We start from the raw sequence: 20,825 nt of genomic DNA, 5'->3' as shown, positions 1-20,825 counted from the left end.
TTCTTTTCAGGATGAGTCGTCGCAGTTTGATGGATCAGGCAGCGCTCAGGTTTGTCTTGCAAGCGCTTGTTTCAGCCGCGATTTTTTAACGTTTTAAACCGTCGGGCGGTGTATCATTGCGCCCGTCAGCCCCGCCGGGGCTTGTGGAATACCTCCATGGACTTACCCAGTAGTTACTCAGTACCCCGTTTTTCCAATCATGAATTGACTGATTGATCCTTCCTGCGTGCCCCGCTGCTGGGAGTGGAGTTCGCCTATGTCTGAAGTTGAAGTAAAGAAAACGCAGGAAAGCTTGCAGGACCGCCTCGCTCAAGTTGTTGAGCTGCTGCAGCGTCAGCGGGTGGTCGAAGACCTGACTCACCGCCAGGAAGGTCCGCATCACGACCGGGTCGAGAACCTGGTTCACCGGCAAAACCTCGTCGAGTTGCAACGCAAGCTCGATGATTTGCACTCCGCCGACGTCGCCTACATCCTTGAAGCCTTGCCGCTGGACGATCGTCTGACGCTCTGGCAATTGGTCAAGGCTGATCGCGACGGCGACATTCTGCTCGAGGTGTCCGATTCGGTTCGTGAAACGCTGATCGCCGACATGGACGATCACGAGCTCCTGGCTGCCGCCAAGGACATGGATGCCGACGAACTTGCTGACCTGGCCTCCGAGCTGCCGCGAGACGTCGTCCACGAGCTGATGGAAACCCTCGACGGTCAACAGCGTGAGCGCGTCCGCTCTGCGTTGTCCTACGACGAGGAGCAGGTCGGTGCGCTGATGGATTTCGAGATGGTGACGATCCGTGAGGACGTCAGTCTCGAAGTGGTATTGCGTTACCTGCGCCGCCTCAAAGAGCTGCCTGGCCACACGGACAAACTGTTCGTGGTCGATTACGACGGCGTGCTCAAGGGCGTGCTGCCGATCAAGCGTTTGCTGGTCAACGACCCGGAAAAACAGGTTTCCGACGTCATGGCCAGCGACCCGGTGAGTTTTCATCCGGACGAAGACGCCTATGACGCTGCTCAGGCGTTCGAACGTTACGACTTGATCTCGGCGCCCGTGGTCGACAAGAACGGCAAGCTGATCGGCCGTCTGACCATCGATGAAATGGTCGACTTGATCCGTGAAGAGAGCGAAAACGAAGTTCTCAACATGGCGGGTCTGCGCGAAGAAGAAGATATTTTTGCGTCAGTCTGGAAATCCCTGCGTAACCGTTGGGCCTGGCTGGCAATTAATCTGATCACCGCGTTCATCGCATCTCGGGTGATCGGTCTTTTCGAGGGCTCCATCGAGAAATTGGTGGCGTTGGCGGCACTGATGCCGATCGTGGCGGGTATCGGTGGCAACTCGGGTAACCAGACGATCACCATGATCGTTCGGGCCATGGCGCTGGACCAGGTCAGCACCGGCAATACTTCGCGCCTGATGCGCAAGGAGTTGGCGGTAGGTCTGATCAATGGCCTGGTCTGGGGTGGTGTGATCGGTGTCGTCGCCTATCTGCTGTATGGCAGTTGGTCTCTGGGGGTGGTGATGACCGCTGCCATGACGCTCAACTTGTTGCTGGCGGCATTGGCGGGGGTGTTGATTCCCATGACCCTGGCGCGGCTTGGGCGCGATCCTGCGATGGGCGCCAGTGTGATGATCACCGCCATGACGGACAGCGGCGGGTTCTTCATCTTCCTCGGGTTGGCGACGATCTTCCTGCTCTGATTTTGCCTGTTGTTAAAAGCCCGCCAATCGGCGGGTTTTTTATGCCCGAATTTCAGGCAAAAAAAGCCAGCGATTAAGCTGGCTTGAACTTTCGGATGAAATCAGGAAGCGTCTGCGGCCATTTCGGCATCATGCGCAATCAGCGAAACAAGTGCGTTCTGCTGACGGTGGGAGAGTTGGCGGAAGCGTTGCAGCAGTTCACGTTCGTGCAATGACAGCTCCGGGCTGTCCAGGCGCATGCTCAATTCTTCGCCCAACGCGCCTTCCTGAATAAGGCTTTGCTCAAGGCGCGCGATGATTTCGGAGTTCATGCTGCGATGATGATTGCGAGCCACCTCGGCAATGCGTTCACGCATTCCGTCTGGCAGACGTACGACGAACTTGTCAGCCGTACGGCTGGAATAAATTGCCTGTTTCAATGGGCGCATATATTTAACCGGTTAGTTCAGGGGAGCGGTTCTCGGGATTGGCCGCAGGATGTCTGATAGGACAAGCGGTCTGGCCAAATGTTCAACCTGAATTGATAAAGGCTCGCATCATGCCTCAAAGTAGCCAGTTCGTTGGCGTCAATTCTGTGACAAATATTGAACTGGATAAAGGCGTTATGCCAGCACCAATTATCAGAAATGCGGACTGGTTTGAAAAGTTTGCCCTGGTCCGTATTACTGACCGCCTCCTCTTGCCGACAGGTGATGTCCTGGGACGCCTGAAGGCGCATGCTGTGCAGATTCGATCAGTGTTCCTTACTTGTACAGGATAGTGGCAATTGGCCGATTTACTAGGGGAAGACGTGCAGTGCGAGGTGATTTCAAGATGGATGGCAGGCTGATTTACTTGATGGGGCCTTCTGGGTCCGGCAAGGACAGCCTCATCGAAGCCGCTCGAGAGCCGTTGCAGACGCTCAATTGTGAAGTGGTGCGTCGGGTCATCACGCGTTCGGCCGAATCAGTGGGCGAAAATGCGATTGGTGTTTCCCGGGAAGAGTTCGAGCAACACAGAGTCGAGGGCGATTTCGCGCTGTGCTGGAACGCCAATGGCCTGGATTACGGTATTCCGATCGAAATAGATCAACGGTTCTCGCGGCCATCTGGCTCAGGCGCTGCACCAGTATCCAACGCTGTTGCCGGTTCTTTTGACGGTCAAGGATGAGGTCCTGCGAGAGCGCCTGCTGCGCCGTGGTCGCGAGAGTTTTGCGGAGATTGAAGCAAGGCTGCATCGCAATGGGTTATTCACGACAGAGGGTTCAAACGGAGATACGTGGATCCATCGACTCGACAATTCAGGTGAACTGACCACCACTGTTGCCAATCTGCTGGACCTGTTGAGGATTAACGCAGTACCGGATCGAACTTGATCTTGCGCCCGGCAATCAGCGCCAGCACAAACAGCGCACCGAACACGCCGCTGGCGATCAAAGGCAGGGTGAGGACCGTATCCTGGAACACTGACAGATGAAGAATGCCGCTCAGTAAGGCGAGGATGAAAAACCCTGCGGCTGATTTGGACATGCGGTGCTCCTGATGGGGTGATTCAAAATACCAAACATTCTGAAGACTGAGCCGGCAGCAGAATGCCTTCCTGGCTCACCTCTTGGCTGACAAAGCTGCGCTGGTCGCTCATAACTGCCAGTTGAGGCGCTCTTTGCACCTGAAGGTAATGAGGCATTCGTTGAGCAACCGGCTCAACACCGCTCTCGGGGACAAAATGAAAGCCCAACAGAATCGCCAGAGCGATCGCGTTCGAGAGTAAATGGGTGCTGTTCATGAGGCTTGCCTCCGATGTTCTTCGAGAACAGCTAAAGCAGCCCGCATGCCAAGAGTCTAACGGTAATTAAATCCTTTAAAAACAATGAATTAAGATATTTCCCAGAAGTGCCTGCATTGCATTTTGCAATGATGGCTTTTTGCGGTGATGCAATTTGCACGGTAAACAAAGCCACGCTCCTGCGAGGCGTCTGCCTACACTTAAAAAGCCCAACGGACGACATGACAAAAGCAGGCCTGCCCGTTAACATGCACGCCGTCCATTGCACCGCGTTTCTTCGTGGTCGATCTGTGTCTCAGTAGCTCAATTGGATAGAGCATCCCCCTCCTAAGGGGAAGGTTGGCAGTTCGAACCTGCCCTGGGACACCATTAATTCGTACCTCTTCGGTCACCTTCTGACAGGGCATGTTCTCCTCGTCAGCAGGTAGCGCCAAGAGGCAAAAAAAGCCCCGCCGGGCAATTCTCCGGCGGGGCTTTTTTTATTCTGTTGTCGCGGCTAGTCGAGATTGTCCCCTTCGACTTTGCCAATCGAAATACTCACCTCGGTCATACGCCGTCGTCCATTTGCCTGATAGCTACGTTCAACACCTTCGAAATCAGATCTTATTTAGCGCGTACTGAGCGGTATGACTTCTCAAGGGAACGCCACTACTGGCCGATAACCCGAACAGTCATGGTCTTCTTCTTAAATTGCCTGGAAATCTTCGATGCTGTCGTATCACCAAAAGCGTTTTTTGATCGTCGATGATTTCTCGGATTTCCGCAGTTCCGTCAGGTCCATGCTGCGCGAGCTGGGCGTCAAGGATGTCGACACCGCCGATTCCGGTGAGCAGGCGCTGCGGATGTGTTCGCAGAAAGCCTACGATTTCATCCTGCAGGACTTTCACCTGGGCGATGGCAAGAAGAACGGTCAGCAGGTGCTTGAAGACCTGATGATCGAGAAGCTGATCAGCCACGAGGCCGTGTTCGTCATGGTCACCGCCGAGACCAGTCAGGCGATGGTGCTCAGTGCGTTGGAACACGAACCCGATGCGTACCTGACCAAACCGTTCAACCGTTCCGGCCTGGCTCAACGCCTGGAGCGGCTGGAGCAACGCAAGACCTTGCTCAAGCCGATTCTGCAGGCCCTTGACCGGGGCAAACCGGTTGAAGTGCTCAATGCCTGCATCGCCTTGTGCAAACAAGACATCCGCTACTCGCCGTTGTGCCTGCGCTACCGCGCCGATGCCTTGCGCGACCTGAATCAGAACGAGGCGCTGGAGCGTCTCTATGACAGCATCATTGCTGATCGACCGTTGCCGTGGGCGTTCGCCGGGTTGGGCAAGTTGCTGTTCAAACGTGGCCAGGTCGGTCAGGCCAAGGGCGTCTATGAAAAAGCCCTGAAAGTGTTCCCTATGATGCCGGCGCTCTACGACGGCATGGCTGATGTGCTGGTCGCCGAAGGCGACACCAAGGCGGCCCAGAATGTGCTGGAAGAGGCGATCCGCTTGTCGCCGCTGGCGGTGCGCCGGCAAGCGCAGCTGGGCAAGTTGGCGATGGCCAACGAAGATTTCGACACCGCCTCCAAAGCCTATCGCCAGGCCGTGGCACAGGGCGCGCAGTCACGTTTCAAGGATGCGGAGAGCAACCTTGGCCTGGCCCATGCCTTGATCAGTAAAGGCAGCGAAAAAGGTCTGGATACCCGGACTCGACTGGAAATCAACACGACGCTGAGTGCGGTGGCCAAGGAAAACCCTTCCGACCCGGGTCTGCAGATTCGTGCGCGATTGATGAAAGCCACCAGCCTGCTGCTCAACGATGCCGAAACTGCCGAGAAGCTCACCGAGCAGGCGATGATGCGCCTCGATGGCATGGAACAGTTCATGAGCGCCGAAGCGGCGCTGCTGGTGGCCAAGCAACTGCAGATGCTCGGGCAGGCCAGCGCCGGTGCCTCGATGTTGAAAAACTGCGCGGAAATCTACGGCGACGACCCGACGGTGATGAAGGGCATCGCCAAGTTGACCGACGATCCGACCATTCTCAACTCCGGCAACGCCGCTGCGGACCTCAACCGTCAGGGCGTGCGGGTGTACAAGACCGGCAACCTGGTGGAGGCGCGGCAGGTGTTCCGCAAAGCCCTGGCGCTGCAACCCAAGAACATCAGTATCGCGCTGAACATGGCGCAGTCGCTACTGCACGGCACCGACACCAATGTCCCTTCGGCGGAGCTGGAGGAATGTCGGACGTGCCTGAAAATGGTCGGCCTGATGCCCGACACCGATGCGCGTTTTCCCCGTTATCAGAAGTTGCGAAGCAAGGCGTTTGGCGAATGAACAACAGCAAACAGGCACTCGATTTTTCCACGGTGATTGCCTTCACCGTGCACGACATGAAGAACTCCCTGGCGATGTTGATGCAGGCCCACAGCCAATGGTTGGCGCGCTTGCCGGATCCGCAGCAGCACACCCCGGAGCAGGGTGTGATCGAATTCGAGTTCGCGCACCTCAATGGCATGCTGGTGCAGTTGCTGGGGCTGTACAAACTCGGGGTTAACCAGATGCCGCTGCAACCGGCCTACCATGAACTGGATGACTTCATCGAAGCGCAATTGGCCTGCCACCAGGACGTGTTTGCCAGTCGCGGCATCATGGCGACCTATGAAGTGGATCCGTTGAGCCCTCTGGGTTTCTTCGACCGGGAGCTGATTGCTTCGGTGCTGGGCAACAGCATCAACAACGCCATTCGTTACGCCCGTCACGCGGTATTGATCGGTGTCAGCGATGAAGCGGGGCAACTGGTGCTGACCGTCAACGACGATGGCGAGGGTTATCCACCCGAGATGATTGAGCGTCAGGCCGATTACGTGCAGGGCATCAACCACAGCAGCGGAAGCACTGGCCTGGGCCTGTACTTTGCCGGGCGGATTGCCGCACTCCATCAACGTAATGGCGTGGGCGGACGCACCGAAATCAGCAATGGCGGCCCGCTGGGTGGCGGGTTGTTCAGCCTTTACCTCCCCTGACCGGTTCTTTTTGTTGGCCGCTGCTTGATATTCCGAACAGGCGGAGCCTATTTTGTACGGGTCGCCGTTCGCGGCTCGCACAACAACAAAGGATTGCGTCATGACAACCGATGGCCATCGCTCACTCGCACAGCGATTGACGGGCATTGATGAGATTGAATGTGTCACGCCGGATTTGAATGGCGTACCCCGTGGCAAGGTAATGACCGCCGAAGGCTTTCTCGAGGGGCGGCGTTTGCAGATGGCGCGGGGGGTGCTGCTGCAATGCATCATGGGCGGATATCCGCCAGCGCGCTTTTACGGCAGCGATGATGGCGACCTGGCGCTGGTGCCCGACCCTGCACAGATCCATCGCTTGCCGTGGAGCCAGCAGCCGCGAGCCTTGGCCATTTGCGATGCGGACGAGCTGACAGGCGAAAGCTCGTCTCTGTCGACCCGCGGCCAACTCAAAGCCGTGATCGCGCGTTACGCGGCCCTCGGCCTGGCGCCGGTGGTGGCGACCGAGCTGGAGTTTTTTGTCTTCGCGCCCAATACCGACCCGACTCAACCGTTCCAGCCGCCGCTGGGCCTGGACGGTCGTCGCGAGGACGGTCATTCGGCGTTCAGTGTCAGTTCCAATAATGGTTTGCGGCCGTTCTTCAGTGAAGTCTACGTCTGCATGGCGGCCCTGGGCTTGCCGCGCGATACCTTCATGCACGAGATGGGCGTCAGCCAGTTCGAGATCAACCTGCTGCACGGCGATCCGCTGCTGCTGGCCGACCAGACACTCCTGTTCAAACATCTGCTTAAAGAAGTCGCGCTCAAGCATGGCCTGACCGTGGTTTGCATGGCCAAGCCGCTGGCGCACACGCCGGGCAGTTCGATGCATATTCACCAGAGCATCATCGAGATCGGCAGCGGGCGTAACGTGTTCAGCGACAAGGCTGGTGAGCCGACCGCGACCTTCCGTCATTTCATCGCGGGTCAGCAGGCCGTCATGGCGGATTTCACTGCGTTGTTCGCACCGAACGTGAACTCGTATCAGCGCTTGTGCCATCCCTTCGCATCACCGAATAATGCCTGCTGGTCCCACGACAACCGTGCGGCCGGATTGCGTATTCCAGCCAGTTCGCCCGCCGCTCGTCGGGTCGAGAACCGCTTGCCGGGGGCTGATGCAAATCCTTACCTGGCGATCGCCGCCAGCCTTGCCGCAGGGTTGTATGGCATTGAACACAAACTGGAGCCGAGCGAGCCGATCCAGGGTGAATTCGAAGTGCCGGACAATCTTTCGTTGCCGTGTACCTTGCATGCTGCTCTTGAGCGTCTGAAACGTAGCCAATTGGCGAAGGAACTGTTTGGCAAGGAGTTCATCGAAGGCTACATCGCCTCGAAGACCATGGAGTTGACCAGCTTCTTTGATGAAATTACTCCCTGGGAGCGGCGTGTTTTAGCGGCCCAGGCCTGACGATCCATCGTCTTCGGGCTATCTTTTCGGGTAGCCCGTTTCTCACTGCAAGGAGCCGCTCGGAACGCCGATGCGCCAAATCTGGAAACCCTTTCGAGCGCTTTATTTTGCCTCGCTGATGATGTTGATCGGCTCTGGCCTGTTGAGTACTTACCTGGCCTTGCGCCTAGCCGCCGACCGCGTCGACAGCCTGTGGGTCGGTGCGTTGATGGCGGCCAACTATTTCGGCCTGGTGTTGGGTGGCAAGATCGGTCATCGGCTGATTGCCCGGGTCGGGCATATTCGAGCCTATTCGGCCTGCGCCGGGATTGTCGGCGCGGCGGTGCTGGGCCATGGCCTGGTGGACTGGTTGCCTGCCTGGATCTTCCTGCGGGTCATCGTCGGCCTCGGGATGATGTGCCAGTACATGGTCATCGAAAGCTGGCTCAATGAGCAGGCCGAAGCCTCGCAGCGCGGAACGGTGTTCAGCGGCTACATGATCGCCTCGTACCTGGGGTTGGTGCTGGGTCAGTTGATTCTGGTCATGCACCCGAGCCTGGGCCTTGAACTGCTGATGCTGGTCGCCTTGTGCTTCGCGCTGTGCCTGGTGCCGGTGGCCCTGACTCGCCGGATTCACCCGGCACCGTTGCACCCGGCACCGATGGAGCCGCGGTTCTTTATCAAGCGCGTGCCGCAATCCTTGAGCACGGTGCTGGGGGCGGGACTGATCATCGGTTCGTTCTACGGTCTGGCACCGCTGTATGCCTCACAGCAGGGGTTGTCCACGGAGCAGGTCGGTCTGTTCATGGGTAGCTGCATTTTTGCGGGCTTGCTGGTGCAATGGCCGTTGGGCTGGCTGTCCGACCGTTATGACCGGGCGCTGTTGATCCGCTGTTTTGCGCTGGTCCTGGCGCTTACCGCGTTGCCGCTGGCAATCATGCAGCAGGTACCGCTGGAGATTTTGTTTATCACCGGGTTCTGCTGTTCGCTGGTGATGTTCTGCCTGTATCCGCTGGCGGTGGCATTCTCCAACGACCACGTCGAGGGTGATCGCCGGGTGTCCCTGACAGCGATGCTGCTGGTGACCTACGGTGTCGGCGCCAGTATCGGGCCGCTGGTGGCCGGGGTGCTGATGAAGCTGTTCGGCAGCCACATGCTCTATGCCTTCTTCAGCTTCTTCGCGTTGGTGCTGGTGTGGCGGATTCGCCCGAAAGCGGTGACCAACCTGCATCAGGTCGACGATGCGCCGCTGCATCACGTCGCCATGCCGGACAGTATGTCGAGTTCGCCGTTGGTGGCTTGCCTTGACCCGCGGGTCGATGAGCAGGTGGTGCAAGACCAGATGCAGAACCCGATCAACCCTGATCCGGACCCGGAACCCGAATCAGAGCCCGAAACCGATCCACCGCCCGAAGACCCCGATGCACCTCGCGAGCAAAGTTTTACTGAGGCCAGGCCTTAAATTCCACGCATAAAAAAACGGGCAGTCACCGCAAGGGACTGCCCGTTTTCTATTGAAGCGTCGTATTACATGTCATCTTTGTCGAAGCGCCGCGCTTCGCGCTGAAGCTGATAGACGAACCGCTCGACCTGCCGCTGCACCAGCCCGCTCATGTTGTGAAAGCGTACGCCGGCGAAGGTGGTGGAGATCCTTTCTTCGAAGTGCAGGTAACGCAGCTCGACGGGTGCCGTCATGTTGCCAAAGGGCAGGGCGGCGATGAAGCGGTCATAGACCTGGCCCAGTTGCAGGCTGCCCGTGATGTCGCCTTCGAAGCGCAACTTGCAGCCGGTGGCGGAGATGTCCAATAGCTTGCCGCTGATCGGCGACTTGAGTTTTTCACCGCCCAGATCGACGTTGACCAGTTGTGCCAGCTTCAATGCGGCACGGAATGCATTGCGACGCTGGTGGTAAACCACCTCGGCCGGCAGGGCGCCACGGTAGCAGCGACCGCCACCGGATTCGTCGATGGTCAACGGGCCGTTGCTTTCCCAGGCAATACGCACGCCGTCGTGAAAGCCTTCGACCTTGAACGGTTCGCCGGCGAGCAGGAAGCGTTCACCATCGCGGGGAATCATTTCGTCCAGGGCAATCATGTTGCTGTCACGGTCAATGTCCACCAGATAACTCTGGAAGCGCTGGCTGCGCTCATGGAACGTGATGATCAGCGGATCATGGCTGTCTTGCAGCTGGCGCAGGTTGCTGGAGATCTCAAGGGGCGTGGTGAGCACCTTGGGTGGCTGCGGAGCATCTTCCGCGCTTAAGGCATTGAACACGGTTCATCAATCTCCAGACAAATATGACTACGGCTGGCCAGCATATTGCCAGCATGTTGCGCGTCTTGATAGTGCGCGCTTTTCAGCAGGCTCAAGCCTGACTGAGCGGGCGTGGCTTCGCAAGCATGGAGGTTGATCCGCGTGCATCATAGAGCGCTGGCGGCTCGCCGCCGTTGAGGATTTTCAGCTGATTGGCCGTCGCGGCCTGTTGCACCAGGATCGACTGGCCATTCTTGACGTTGGCCGCCTGGCACTGAGCGAGAAGATGGGTCAATACATCGCTCTGTTCCAACAGCTGATCGCCAATGCTCGAATGGCTGGCAAGTTGCTCCAGGCCGTTGCGATTGGTCGGCAGGTTGAGGCTGGCGAGGATTTCACTGCGCTTGCGGCCATGCTGATCGAGCAAAATGATCAATGCCTGTTTCTGCGCCAGAATCTCTTCGAGCAGTGGCATGTCGCGACCGTGCAAGGCGAGGGACTCGGTTTGCAGTAACTCCAGCAAGTGCTGTGCTGGAGCGAAATCGTCGGTGATCAGTTGCAGTAAATTAGTGTCGTGCATGGCTGGCCTTGGGTTTTAAGCGTCCAAAAGCCTGGCGCAGGCCTTGGCCTAGCGCTGGGCTTCGAAGTTGAGCAGTTTGCTGGCTACACGGTTGCTGTCGACTTTGTAGCTGCCATCGGCAATCGCTGCTTTCAACTCGGCCACGCGGGCGTTGTCGACGGCAGGCTGATCGCGCAGCTTGTCAGTGACCTTCTGCAACTGTTGAGCCTCATTGCTGAGATGTACCGATTCCCCGCTTTTGACGGTACTGGCCTGTTCGGCCGGGGTATTCAGCGGCGCGGATTTGCCGGTTTCGGCGGTTTCCTTCGCGGTGCTGGTACGTGTGCTACCGGTAAGTGACGAGGAACTGTTCAAACGGCTGAAATCGATGACCATGACAAAAAACCTCTGGGTATTTGGACGCTTGCCATGTTTTCGGCCATACCCGGAAAAACTTTAGGTCCATTTATCAATGAGCTTGCGCGCGTCAGCGCTTGCCCTGCATAGGGCACAGTCTAGGGAACAGTCGAGCGGCGCGCCAGTGTTCTACATGGCCACTTCCACCTGGCCGGGCGCGGTGACTTGCGCCTTGATGACCCGCTGGGAGTTGAGGTTTTTCACCCGAATCTGTTCGCGCAAGCCGCCGTTGGACAGCGCTTCACCCGGCATGCGCACGCTGAGCGTCCCACTGCGGGCGGTAATCACCACCTGGTCGCCCTTGCTGATGACTTCTGCCTGTTCCATGTGCACCAGGGTCATGACCTGGTCGGCGACCATTGGTCGGGTAAGTTTCTGCCCGATCGCCTGGTCGACGGAAGTCAGGTAACCCTGGCTGATCAGACTGATGTCACGCTCGCGCAGGGTCACATCCTGGGGCTCGACGATACCGGCGCGTCGCAGCGGGCGGGTGGTGGTCACAATGTCGCGAAACAGGCGCACTTGAGCGGGTACGAAGACCGTCCAGGGCGACGCGCCCTCGCAGCGCACCTTGACCGTAACCCGACCCAGCGGCGTGGCCGGGCTCTCCAGGGACGCTGTCAATTCCTTGTCGCACATGGGCATGCGCAGCCGCGGATCAAGCTGCTTGACCTCGATCTCGTAGCGGCCTTCTGTTTGACTGGTGGCCAGATAGTCTTCTACGGTGAATTCAAGAAAGCCCTGAGTGACGCCGATAAGCATGTCAGGCAAGGTAACCGCGTTAGCAAGGGCAGGGCAGCCAGCGTTGAACAGGCAGACGGCCGACACCGCGCAAAGCAATTTGCGGGCGTTTGATGTCAGGCGTCGGAAAAATGTCGGTTCTGTGTTCATAAGAGTTAAAAAGCAAGCGCCGTGCCGTTTAGTGATGAATGCGCGTCGTAACACACTTAAGCGTTGGTGTAGGAGTCTGTGCATGGCTGGTGTAATGGATGCGGTAAACCAGCGCACGCAACTGGTAGGGCAGAATCGCCTTGAGCTGTTGTTGTTCCGTCTCGACGGCCAGCAGCTCTATGGGATCAACGTGTTCAAGGTTCGGGAGGTGCTGCAATGCCCCAAACTGACGCTGATGCCAAAATCCAGTCCTGTCGTGTGCGGTGTGGCAAATATTCGGGGGGCGACCATTCCGATTCTTGATCTGGCCATGGCGACCGGTTCCGGTGCGCTGAAAGATCAAAGCAATCCCTTCGTGATCATCACGGAGTACAACACCAAGACCCAGGGTTTCCTGGTGCGATCGGTGGAACGCATCGTCAACATGAACTGGGAGGAGATTCATCCGCCACCCAAGGGCACGGGACGCGATCATTACCTGACGGCTGTGACTCGGGTCGACAATCAGTTAGTCGAAATCATCGACGTCGAGAAAGTGCTGGCAGAAGTGGCGCCGACTCCGGAAGCGATTTCCGTTGGCGTGGTGGATGTCGAAACCCAGCACAAGGCGCTCTCTTTGCGAGTACTGACGGTCGATGACTCGTCGGTGGCGCGCAAGCAGGTGACCCGTTGCCTGCAGACGGTCGGTGTCGAAGTGGTGGCGTTGAACGACGGTCGGCAAGCGCTGGATTACCTGCGCAAGCTGGTCGACGAGGGCAAGAAGCCGGAAGAAGAGTTCCTGATGATGATTTCCGACATCGAGATGCCGGAGATGGACGGGTACACCCTCACGGCCGAGATCCGCAGCGACCCTCGCATGCAAAAGCTTCACATCATCCTGCATACTTCGTTGTCAGGTGTATTCAATCAGGCGATGGTAAAGAAGGTCGGTGCCGATGACTTCCTTGCCAAATTCCGTCCTGATGACCTGGCATCCCGGGTAGTCAACCGGATCAAAGCAGCAGACATCAGCTAGGGGCCTTTTGCCCCTAACGGTTAATACGATTTAAGAGGCGGCATCTTTGTCTACGGGTAATTTGGATTTCGAACAGTTCCGGGTCTTCCTGGAAAAAGCCTGTGGCATTTTGCTCGGTGAAAACAAGCAGTACCTGGTCTCGAGCCGTCTCAACAAACTGATGGAACAGCAAGGCATCAAGTCCCTGGGTGAGCTGGTCCAGCGCATCCAGACCCAGCCGCGCAGCGGTTTGCGCGAGATGGTGGTGGATGCCATGACCACCAACGAAACCTTGTGGTTTCGTGACACCTATCCGTTTGAAGTCTTGAAGAACAAGGTGTTGCCGGCAGCGATCAAGGCCGCCCCTGGCCAGCGTCTGCGGATCTGGTCTGCGGCCTGTTCGTCGGGTCAGGAACCGTATTCGCTGTCGATGTCGATCGATGAGTTCGAGCGCGTGAACATGGGCCAGTTGAAGATGGGTGTGCAGATCGTTGCCACCGACCTGTCCGGTACCATGCTGACCAACTGCAAGACCGGCGAGTACGACAGCCTGGCCATCGGCCGTGGCCTGTCGCCCGAGCGCCTTCAACGTTACTTCGACCCGAAAGGGCCGGGACGCTGGGCAATCAAGGCACCGATCAAGAGCCGAGTGGAGTTTCGCTCGTTCAACCTGCTGGACAGCTACGCGAGCCTCGGCAAGTTCGACATCGTGTTCTGCCGCAACGTGCTGATCTACTTCTCCGCCGAGGTGAAGAAGGACATCCTGTTGCGCATTCACAGCACGTTGAAGCCAGGCGGTTATCTGTTCCTCGGTGCTTCCGAGGCGCTGAACGGTTTGCCGGATCATTACCAGATGGTCCAGTGCAGCCCGGGGATCATTTACCAGGCGAAGTGATTCGTTGGCGTTATCAAAAAACGGGAGTCCTCAGGGGCTCCCGTTTTTTTTTGCCTGATGATATTCCGACACCACCGCTTTCCCCTGTGGGAGCGAGCCTGCTCGCGATAGCGTCATCTCAGCCGACATTTTCGTGCCTGTCACTCCGCTATCGCGAGCAGGCTCGCTCCCACAGGGTCATGTGGTGTTCTGCGGGGGTGAAAGCGGCAGAAAAGCGGCAGGCGGCGGAAATCGGTTGCCGCTTTTCTGGCATTGCCACATTGCCACTGCCCGCAAAGCCCCGGTTTACGGGCTTTTTTCAATTGGCACGACGCTTGCTATGTCCATGTTACGAAAAATCAGGTCACCCGAAGGTTTCCGACATGAGCATCAGCTTCGATAAAGCGCTCGGTATCCACGAACAAGCCCTGGGCTTCCGCGCTCAGCGTGCCGAAGTCCTGGCCAACAACATCGCCAACGCCGACACCCCGAACTACAAGGCTCGGGATCTGGACTTCTCGAAAGTGCTCGCCGAGCAGAACGAGAAGACCAAGAGCGGCAATTTCGCCTTGAACATGACCAACAGCCGTCATATCGAAGCCGAAGGCCTGGGCAATGGCGACGAGTCGCTGATGTATCGCACGCCGATGCAACCGTCGATCGACCAGAACACCGTGGACGCCCAGCTGGAACAGTCGAACTACGCGGAAAACGCGGTCAACTTCCAGGCCAGCTTCACCCTGCTCAACAGCAAATTCAAAGGGCTGGTGTCAGCCCTTCGTGGAGAGTAAGTCATGTCTCTAGCCAGTGTTTTCAACATTGCCGGTAGCGGCATGAGTGCCCAGACCACTCGCTTGAACACCGTCGCCAGTAACATCGCCAACGCCGAAACCGTCTCGTCGAGCATCGACCAGACCTACCGTGCACGGCACCCGGTATTCGCCACCATGTTCCAGGGCGGCCAGAGCGGCGGCAGCGACTCGCTGTTCCAGAACCAGGACGCGGCCGGTCAAGGCGTGCAAGTGCTGGGCGTGGTCGAAGACCAGAGCAACCTCGAAGCGCGCTACGAGCCGAACCATCCGGCGGCCGACTCCAAGGGCTACGTCTACTACCCGAACGTCAACGTGGTGGAAGAAATGGCTGACATGATTTCCGCGAGCCGTTCGTTCCAGACCAACGCCGAAATGATGAACACCGCCAAAACCATGATGCAGAAGGTCCTGACCCTCGGTCAGTGATAAGGGGCAACTCAGATGAGTGTTACCGATACCACCAGTGGTTTGAGCCTCAAGGACATCCTGGCCAACTCCTCGATCAAGACCAACACCAGCGCCGACGGCCTGGCGGCGGCAACGAACAGCGCCACCGGCAAAAAGGCCCTGGGCAAGGATGCGTTCCTGCAGTTGCTGGTAACGCAGCTGAAAAACCAGAATCCGCTGGAACCGCAGGACAACGGCGAGTTCGTCGCCCAGTTGGCCCAGTTCAGTAGCCTGGAAGGCATCACCACGCTCAACACCACCGTGAGTGGCCTGGCCAGCAATTACAACTCGTCCCAGGCGTTGCAGGCGTCGTCGCTGGTCGGGCGTTCGGTTATTGCACCGGCCGACAAGGCTGTGGTCGATACCTCCAAGAGTTTTAGCGGCACCATTGCCGTACCGGCGTCGGTGGACCCGGTCAAGGTCAAGATCACCGATGCCGATGGCAAGGTTGTCCGCACCATCGACCTGGGCAGCGAGGTCGCCGGTACTTCGACTTTCATCTGGGACGGAAAAAACGATGCAGGCGAAGTGGCCAAGGCGGGTACCTATACCTTCGGCGCTACGGCGACCTACGACGGCAAGGCGACCTCGCTGGTGACGTACCTGCCGGCCACCGTCAACAGCGTGACCATCAGCCAGACCGGCGGTGAGTTGATGCTCAACCTGGCCGGGGCGGGCAGCATCGCTCTGTCCAAAGTACAAACCATTGGTATGTAGAGCCGACTAACACGGCACAAAGGAGTGGAATATGTCTTTCAATATCGGCCTTAGCGGTCTCTATGCAGCCAACAAACAACTGGACGTGACCGGCAACAACATCGCCAACGTCGCGACCACCGGTTTCAAATCGTCCCGTGCAGAATTCGAAGACGTTTACTCGGCCACCAAGCTGGGTTCCGGCAGCAAAACCATCGGTAACGGCGTGCGCCTGGCCAACGTTTCCCAGCAGTTCACCCAGGGCGACGTCAACAACACCGGCAACGTGCTGGACATGGGCATCAACGGTTCCGGCTTCTTCGTGCTGAGCGAGAACGGTTCGATGTCCTACACCCGTGCCGGTACGTTCAAGGTCGACAAGGACGGTTACGTCACCAATAGCGATGGCTCTGCGCGTCTGCAGGGTTATGGCGTGGATGCCAATGGCAAGATCCTCAATGGCGTTTTGACTGACCTGCGCATCGATACTTCGAACCTGGCGCCAAAAAACACCTCCACGGTTTCGTCGACGATCAACCTGAACTCCACAGCTCCCATCATCAACCAGACGACCAACCCGTTTGACCCGTCCAAGGAAGCGTCCTTCACCAAACAGTTTAGTACCCCGATTTACGATACCCAGGGTAACAAGCACGTCATGGATCAATACATGGTCAAGACGGGTGACAACACCTGGAAGACCTACACCCTGATCGAGGGTCGCAACCCGGATGGCAGCGACCCTACCCTTACTCCTCCTGTCGCGTCGACCATGGCGTTCGATTCGTCAGGCAAACTGGTTTCCGTCACCACTCCTGCCACCCCTACGCCGATTGTCAGCCCTGACCTGAAAGTCACCGGCTGGATTCCGGGTACCGTGACCAATGGCGTGTGGAAAGCCAACGGCGCTGCCTCCGGCGTCGTTACGGTCTCCATGGACAAAACCTCGCAGTACAACGCTGATACCGCGCGTTCGATTCCTTCGCAGAACGGCTACGCCACCGGCCAGATCACCAACCTGACCATCGACACCAGCGGTGTGATGCTCGCCAACTTCAGCAACAGCCAGACCAAGCCCATCGGCCAGATCTCGCTCGCTAGCTTCACTAACGAACAAGGTTTGCAGCCTGTAGGCGGCACCAGTTGGAAAGAAACCTTTTCGTCGGGTATCCCGGGCTACGATGCGCCGAACACCGGGACCTTGGGCGAGATCCACTCCAACTCACTGGAAGAGTCCAACGTCAACCTGACCAATGAACTGGTCGACCTGATTAAGGCGCAGAGCAACTACCAGGCGAACGCCAAGACCATCTCGACTCAGAGCACCATCATGCAGACCATCATTCAGATGACCTGATGCGGGTTAGCTGAAAGCGCTGCATAAAGAGCCCCTCGATCGAGGGGCTTTTTGTGGGCTGGATAAAGATCAAAAGATCGCAGCCTCGTTGCACTCGACAGCTCCTACAGGTGAACGCGGTTTTATGTAGGAGCTGTCGAGTGCAACGAGGCTGCGATCTTTTGATCCTGCTTCCTCGCAGGCAAAAGAAAACCCCCGACAAACCAGAGGCCTGTCGGGGGTTTCGAGTCAGCGCCTTGCGGCGCCTACCGGCTCAGCTTATTGGCAAGCTTCGCAATCCGGCTCGTCGATGGCGCAAGCCTTCGGCACTGGAGCAGGGCCGGCAGGTGCTGTCAGGACCGAATCTTCACCGTGGTTGCCGCCGCTGGAAACAGCGTTCAGCTTGCCGGTGTTGATGGTCGACTTCTCGGTGCTGGTTGCGGCCAGGGCACGGAGGTAGTAAGTGGTTTTCAGACCGCGGTACCAGGCCATGCGGTAGGTCACGTCCAGCTTCTTGCCCGATGCACCAGCGATGTACAGGTTCAGCGATTGAGCCTGGTCGATCCACTTCTGACGACGGCTTGCCGCGTCAACGATCCACTTGGTGTCCACTTCGAAGGCTGTCGCGTAGAGCTCTTTGAGTTCTTGCGGGATGCGCTCGATCTGTTGCACCGAACCGTCGTAGTACTTCAGGTCGTTGATCATGACCGAGTCCCACAGACCGCGAGCCTTCAGGTCGCGAACCAGGTACGGGTTGATTACGGTGAATTCGCCCGACAGGTTCGATTTCACGTAGAGGTTCTGGTAGGTCGGTTCGATCGACTGCGATACGCCAGTGATGTTGGCGATGGTCGCGGTCGGTGCGATGGCCATGATGTTGGAGTTACGAATGCCTTTCTGAACGCGGGCACGAACCGGTGCCCAGTCCAGGGATTCGTTCAGGTCAACGTCGATGTACTTCTGGCCACGTTGCTCGATCAGGATCTGTTGCGAATCCAGCGGCAGGATGCCTTTGGACCACAGCGAACCCTGGAACGTCTCGTAGGCGCCGCGCTCGTCGGCCAGGTCGCAGGAAGCCTGGATCGCGTAGTAGCTGACCGCTTCCATCGACTTGTCGGCGAACTCGACGGCAGCGTCGGAACCGTAAGGAATGTGCTGCAGGTACAGCGCGTCCTGGAAGCCCATGATGCCCAGACCGACCGGACGGTGCTTGAAGTTGGAGTTCTTCGCTTGTGGCACCGAGTAGTAGTTGATGTCGATAACGTTATCGAGCATGCGAACGGCGGTGTTCACGGTGCGTTCCAGCTTGGCGGTGTCGAGCTTGCCGTTGGTGATGTGGTTCGGCAGGTTGATCGAGCCCAGGTTGCAAACGGCGATCTCGTCCTTGTTGGTGTTCAAGGTGATCTCGGTGCACAGGTTTGAGCTGTGAACCACGCCGACGTGCTGCTGCGGGCTGCGCAGGTTGCACGGGTCTTTGAAGGTCAGCCATGGGTGGCCGGTTTCAAACAGCATGGACAGCATTTTGCGCCACAGGTCTTTGGCCTGGATGGTCTTGAACAGCTTGATCTTGCCCGGGTACTCGGACAGGGCTTCGTAGTACTCGTAACGCTCTTCGAAGGCCTTGCCGGTCAGGTCGTGCAGGTCCGGCACTTCGGACGGCGAGAACAGGGTCCACTTGCCGTCATCGAAGACGCGCTTCATGAACAGGTCAGGGATCCAGTTGGCCGTGTTCATGTCGTGGGTGCGACGACGGTCATCACCGGTGTTCTTGCGCAGCTCGATGAACTCTTCGATGTCCATGTGCCAGGTTTCCAGGTAGGCACAGACAGCGCCTTTGCGCTTGCCACCCTGGTTAACGGCGACGGCGGTGTCGTTCACGACTTTCAGGAACGGAACAACGCCCTGGGATTTACCGTTGGTGCCCTTGATGTATGAACCGAGTGCACGAACCGGGGTCCAGTCGTTGCCCAGGCCGCCCGCAAATTTCGACAACATGGCGTTGTCGTGGATCGCGTGGTAGATGCCCGACAGGTCATCCGGCACGGTGGTCAGGTAGCAGCTCGACAGCTGTGGACGCAGAGTACCGGCGTTGAACAGGGTCGGGGTCGACGACATGTAGTCGAAGGACGACAGCAGGTTGTAGAACTCGATCGCACGGTCTTCTTTCTGCTTCTCTTCGATCGCCAGGCCCATGGCCACGCGCATGAAGAAGATTTGTGGCAGTTCGAAGCGGATACCGTCCTTGTGGATGAAGTAACGGTCGTACAGGGTTTGGAGGCCCAGGTAAGTGAATTGCTGATCGCGCTCGTGGTTGATCGCCTTGCCGAGTTTTTCCAGGTCGAAGGTAGCCAGGACCGGGTTCAGCAATTCGAATTCAATACCCTTGGCGATGTACGAAGGCAGGGCCTTGGCGTACAGGTCGACCATTTCGTGGTGGGTCGCGCTTTCGGCGACTTCCAGGAAGCTCAGGCCTTCGGCACGCAGGGTGTCCATCAGCAGGCGGGCGGTGACGAACGAGTAGTTCGGCTCACGCTCGACCAGCGTACGGGCGGTCATCACCAACGCGGTGTTGACGTCGGTCAGAGCCACGCCGTCGTACAGGTTTTTCAGGGTTTCGCGCTGGATCAGGTCGCCGTCGACTTCTGCAAGACCTTCGCACGCTTCGGTAACGATGGTGTTCAGGCGGCCCATGTCCAGAGGAGCAAAGGTGCCATCGGCGCGGGTGATGCGGATCGACGGGTGAGCGTTGACCGCTTCTTCGGCCGGTGCGTGGGCAGCGCGTTCTTTCGAACGACCGTCACGGTAGATCACATAGTCACGCGCCACTTTCTGCTCGCCGGCACGCATCAGGGCCAGTTCGACCTGGTCCTGGATTTCTTCGATGTGGATCGTGCCGCCCGATGGCATGCGACGCTTGAAGGTCGCGGTGACTTGTTCGGTCAGACGGGCAACGGTGTCGTGGATTCGCGACGAAGCGGCAGCGGTGCCGCCCTCAACTGCGAGAAACGCTTTGGTGATGGCGACGGTGATCTTGTCATCGGTGTAAGGAACGACAGTGCCGTTACGCTTGATCACGCGCAGTTGGCCAGGCGCGGTGGCGGACAGATCCGAAGTCGAATCAGCGGCCTGCGGCAAGGTGCCCTGCGGGTTCTCGCGAGTTGTGTCGGTTTGCATGGGGGGTTGTCTCCACATTCTCTATGTTTGTTTGGGCACCATCACGGTGCCCACCGTTCCGTCCTGAAGCACTACAACCGGCGAGGGGCCGGGCATACCAACTTCGGGACAGATCAGGAAGGGGCAATTGGGGCGCCGCTTCCATGCCGAAGTCTTTGGTCCCAGGCCTTGAACCTGAAACCGGGATCCTTTTGGGTGACAGTAATTGACTGCAACACCCGTACCGTTAACGCCGTTTTCGGCTCAAAAACAGTAGCCATCCGCACGCGCGGTTTGGTCTTTCAAAAATACGTTTGGTTCAACCGGAAAGAGGCAATAAAAGCGCTTGAAATCGGTGTCCGGTTTGTGTTTGGTTTTTGGCGTAAAACCCTACATGTAGGGTTTTTTTCGCGGCGAGGTACAAGATAATGCGTTTTGGAGGGTGTTGCAACGTACTACCTGTGGATAAACCTGTGCGTAAATTGTGTGTGAAACGTAGAACGAGC

The 20,825-nt window shown here is 57.9% G+C and carries 19 protein-coding genes, 1 tRNA gene and 1 pseudogene; 13 read left to right on the top strand and 8 right to left on the bottom strand.

Annotated elements, in window-relative coordinates; translation table 11 throughout:
- Positions 1 to 256 precede the first annotated feature (256 nt).
- Positions 257 to 1,699, top strand: coding sequence for a magnesium transporter (mgtE, locus tag WLY71_RS01875; protein WP_347802278.1), 1,443 nt, complete (start codon positions 257 to 259; stop codon positions 1,697 to 1,699).
- Between the two features lie 101 nt (positions 1,700 to 1,800).
- Here mgtE and WLY71_RS01870 read toward each other — a convergent pair whose 3' ends face one another.
- A complete protein-coding gene (locus WLY71_RS01870; protein WP_003178899.1) occupies positions 1,801 to 2,127 on the bottom strand; it encodes an Arc family DNA-binding protein in 327 nt (108 codons plus the stop codon).
- A gap of 385 nt (positions 2,128 to 2,512) precedes the next feature.
- On the opposite strand from WLY71_RS01870, the pseudogene phnN reads away from it, so the two are divergent.
- A pseudogene (phnN, locus tag WLY71_RS01865) lies at positions 2,513 to 3,053 on the top strand (phosphonate metabolism protein/1,5-bisphosphokinase (PRPP-forming) PhnN).
- Here phnN and WLY71_RS01860 read toward each other — a convergent pair.
- Positions 3,028 to 3,207 (bottom strand): PA3371 family protein, encoded by a 180-nt coding sequence (locus WLY71_RS01860; protein ID WP_347802277.1) that lies wholly within the window; start codon positions 3,205 to 3,207, stop codon positions 3,028 to 3,030. The pseudogene phnN and the gene WLY71_RS01860 sit on opposite strands and share 26 nt — an antisense overlap.
- Positions 3,208 to 3,229: 22 nt before the next feature.
- Entirely contained in the window at positions 3,230 to 3,463 is a 234-nt protein-coding gene (locus WLY71_RS01855; protein WP_347802276.1) for a hypothetical protein, read from the bottom strand.
- Positions 3,464 to 3,755: 292 nt separating this feature from the next.
- Between WLY71_RS01855 and WLY71_RS01850 the strand changes: the two genes are divergently transcribed.
- From WLY71_RS01850 to WLY71_RS01830, 5 genes are all read left to right on the top strand, one after another.
- Positions 3,756 to 3,832: transfer RNA gene (locus WLY71_RS01850), tRNA-Arg, on the top strand.
- A 338-nt stretch (positions 3,833 to 4,170) separates the two neighbouring features.
- On the top strand, positions 4,171 to 5,775 hold the full coding sequence (locus tag WLY71_RS01845) for a response regulator (protein WP_347802275.1): 1,605 nt from the start codon (positions 4,171 to 4,173) through the stop codon (positions 5,773 to 5,775).
- Positions 5,772 to 6,464, top strand: coding sequence for a sensor histidine kinase (locus tag WLY71_RS01840; RefSeq protein ID WP_347802274.1), 693 nt, complete (start codon positions 5,772 to 5,774; stop codon positions 6,462 to 6,464). Before WLY71_RS01845 ends, WLY71_RS01840 begins: the two co-directional genes overlap by 4 nt.
- A 202-nt stretch (positions 6,465 to 6,666) precedes the next feature.
- Entirely contained in the window at positions 6,667 to 7,908 is a 1,242-nt protein-coding gene (locus WLY71_RS01835) for a glutamine synthetase family protein (protein WP_347802322.1), read from the top strand.
- A gap of 70 nt (positions 7,909 to 7,978) precedes the next feature.
- Complete coding sequence (locus WLY71_RS01830; RefSeq protein WP_347802273.1) at positions 7,979 to 9,349, top strand: MFS transporter; 1,371 nt, start codon at positions 7,979 to 7,981, stop codon at positions 9,347 to 9,349.
- Between the two features lie 65 nt (positions 9,350 to 9,414).
- Here WLY71_RS01830 and WLY71_RS01825 read toward each other — a convergent pair whose 3' ends face one another.
- The 4 genes from WLY71_RS01825 to flgA all read right to left on the bottom strand — a co-directional run bounded on the left by WLY71_RS01825 (position 9,415) and on the right by flgA (position 12,007).
- The gene (locus tag WLY71_RS01825) at positions 9,415 to 10,161 is read right to left on the bottom strand and encodes a flagellar brake protein (protein ID WP_347802272.1); all 747 of its coding nucleotides are present in this window, start codon (positions 10,159 to 10,161) and stop codon (positions 9,415 to 9,417) included.
- Positions 10,162 to 10,252: 91 nt separating this feature from the next.
- Positions 10,253 to 10,720, bottom strand: coding sequence for a flagella synthesis protein FlgN (locus tag WLY71_RS01820; protein WP_347802271.1), 468 nt, complete (start codon positions 10,718 to 10,720; stop codon positions 10,253 to 10,255).
- Positions 10,721 to 10,768: 48 nt separating this feature from the next.
- Complete coding sequence (gene flgM / locus WLY71_RS01815; RefSeq protein WP_123368749.1) at positions 10,769 to 11,095, bottom strand: flagellar biosynthesis anti-sigma factor FlgM; 327 nt, start codon at positions 11,093 to 11,095, stop codon at positions 10,769 to 10,771.
- A gap of 150 nt (positions 11,096 to 11,245) precedes the next feature.
- Positions 11,246 to 12,007 carry a flagellar basal body P-ring formation chaperone FlgA gene (gene flgA / locus WLY71_RS01810; RefSeq protein ID WP_347802270.1) on the bottom strand — a complete coding sequence of 254 codons (762 nt, stop codon included), beginning with the start codon at positions 12,005 to 12,007 and terminating at the stop codon, positions 11,246 to 11,248.
- An 82-nt stretch (positions 12,008 to 12,089) separates the two neighbouring features.
- On the opposite strand from flgA, the gene WLY71_RS01805 reads away from it, so the two are divergent.
- The 6 genes from WLY71_RS01805 to flgE all read left to right on the top strand — a co-directional run bounded on the left by WLY71_RS01805 (position 12,090) and on the right by flgE (position 17,187).
- Positions 12,090 to 13,022 (top strand): chemotaxis protein CheV, encoded by a 933-nt coding sequence (locus tag WLY71_RS01805; RefSeq protein ID WP_129437603.1) that lies wholly within the window; start codon positions 12,090 to 12,092, stop codon positions 13,020 to 13,022.
- Positions 13,023 to 13,068: 46 nt separating this feature from the next.
- Positions 13,069 to 13,896 (top strand): protein-glutamate O-methyltransferase CheR, encoded by an 828-nt coding sequence (gene cheR / locus WLY71_RS01800; protein WP_008147958.1) that lies wholly within the window; start codon positions 13,069 to 13,071, stop codon positions 13,894 to 13,896.
- A 362-nt stretch (positions 13,897 to 14,258) separates the two neighbouring features.
- Positions 14,259 to 14,666: a flagellar basal body rod protein FlgB gene (gene flgB, locus WLY71_RS01795; RefSeq protein ID WP_347802269.1), complete on the top strand. Its 408-nt coding sequence runs from the start codon at positions 14,259 to 14,261 to the stop codon at positions 14,664 to 14,666.
- Between the two features lie 3 nt (positions 14,667 to 14,669).
- Positions 14,670 to 15,113, top strand: coding sequence for a flagellar basal body rod protein FlgC (gene flgC, locus WLY71_RS01790; protein WP_347802268.1), 444 nt, complete (start codon positions 14,670 to 14,672; stop codon positions 15,111 to 15,113).
- A 15-nt stretch (positions 15,114 to 15,128) separates the two neighbouring features.
- Entirely contained in the window at positions 15,129 to 15,851 is a 723-nt protein-coding gene (gene flgD, locus WLY71_RS01785; RefSeq protein WP_347802267.1) for a flagellar hook assembly protein FlgD, read from the top strand.
- Positions 15,852 to 15,882: 31 nt separating this feature from the next.
- Complete coding sequence (gene flgE / locus WLY71_RS01780; RefSeq protein WP_347802266.1) at positions 15,883 to 17,187, top strand: flagellar hook protein FlgE; 1,305 nt, start codon at positions 15,883 to 15,885, stop codon at positions 17,185 to 17,187.
- 258 nt (positions 17,188 to 17,445) lie between these two features.
- Here the strand turns inward: flgE and WLY71_RS01775 are convergent, their stop codons facing one another.
- Entirely contained in the window at positions 17,446 to 20,340 is a 2,895-nt protein-coding gene (locus WLY71_RS01775; protein WP_347802265.1) for a ribonucleoside-diphosphate reductase subunit alpha, read from the bottom strand.
- Between the last annotated feature and the right edge of the window lie 485 nt (positions 20,341 to 20,825).

The organism is Pseudomonas rossensis (assembly GCF_039888995.1).
GTDB lineage: Bacteria > Pseudomonadota > Gammaproteobacteria > Pseudomonadales > Pseudomonadaceae > Aquipseudomonas > Aquipseudomonas rossensis.
Note: the sequence above shows the minus strand (reverse complement) of the source record. Positions and strands in the feature narration are given on the sequence as shown.

Excerpts from the sequence above, each read along its gene's own strand:
- mgtE (WP_347802278.1), top strand. The coding sequence starts at position 257 with ATGTCTGAAGTTGAAGTAAAGAAAACGCAGGAAAGCTTGCAGGACCGC.
- WLY71_RS01870 (WP_003178899.1), bottom strand. The coding sequence starts at position 2,127 with ATGCGCCCATTGAAACAGGCAATTTATTCCAGCCGTACGGCTGACAAG.
- WLY71_RS01860 (WP_347802277.1), bottom strand. The coding sequence starts at position 3,207 with ATGTCCAAATCAGCCGCAGGGTTTTTCATCCTCGCCTTACTGAGCGGC.
- WLY71_RS01855 (WP_347802276.1), bottom strand. The coding sequence starts at position 3,463 with ATGAACAGCACCCATTTACTCTCGAACGCGATCGCTCTGGCGATTCTG.
- WLY71_RS01845 (WP_347802275.1), top strand. The coding sequence starts at position 4,171 with ATGCTGTCGTATCACCAAAAGCGTTTTTTGATCGTCGATGATTTCTCG.
- WLY71_RS01840 (WP_347802274.1), top strand. The coding sequence starts at position 5,772 with ATGAACAACAGCAAACAGGCACTCGATTTTTCCACGGTGATTGCCTTC.
- WLY71_RS01835 (WP_347802322.1), top strand. The coding sequence starts at position 6,667 with ATGACCGCCGAAGGCTTTCTCGAGGGGCGGCGTTTGCAGATGGCGCGG.
- WLY71_RS01830 (WP_347802273.1), top strand. The coding sequence starts at position 7,979 with ATGCGCCAAATCTGGAAACCCTTTCGAGCGCTTTATTTTGCCTCGCTG.
- WLY71_RS01820 (WP_347802271.1), bottom strand. The coding sequence starts at position 10,720 with ATGCACGACACTAATTTACTGCAACTGATCACCGACGATTTCGCTCCA.
- flgM (WP_123368749.1), bottom strand. The coding sequence starts at position 11,095 with ATGGTCATCGATTTCAGCCGTTTGAACAGTTCCTCGTCACTTACCGGT.
- flgA (WP_347802270.1), bottom strand. The coding sequence starts at position 12,007 with ATGAACACAGAACCGACATTTTTCCGACGCCTGACATCAAACGCCCGC.
- WLY71_RS01805 (WP_129437603.1), top strand. The coding sequence starts at position 12,090 with ATGGCTGGTGTAATGGATGCGGTAAACCAGCGCACGCAACTGGTAGGG.
- flgB (WP_347802269.1), top strand. The coding sequence starts at position 14,259 with ATGAGCATCAGCTTCGATAAAGCGCTCGGTATCCACGAACAAGCCCTG.
- flgC (WP_347802268.1), top strand. The coding sequence starts at position 14,670 with ATGTCTCTAGCCAGTGTTTTCAACATTGCCGGTAGCGGCATGAGTGCC.
- flgD (WP_347802267.1), top strand. The coding sequence starts at position 15,129 with ATGAGTGTTACCGATACCACCAGTGGTTTGAGCCTCAAGGACATCCTG.
- flgE (WP_347802266.1), top strand. The coding sequence starts at position 15,883 with ATGTCTTTCAATATCGGCCTTAGCGGTCTCTATGCAGCCAACAAACAA.
- WLY71_RS01775 (WP_347802265.1), bottom strand. The coding sequence starts at position 20,340 with ATGCAAACCGACACAACTCGCGAGAACCCGCAGGGCACCTTGCCGCAG.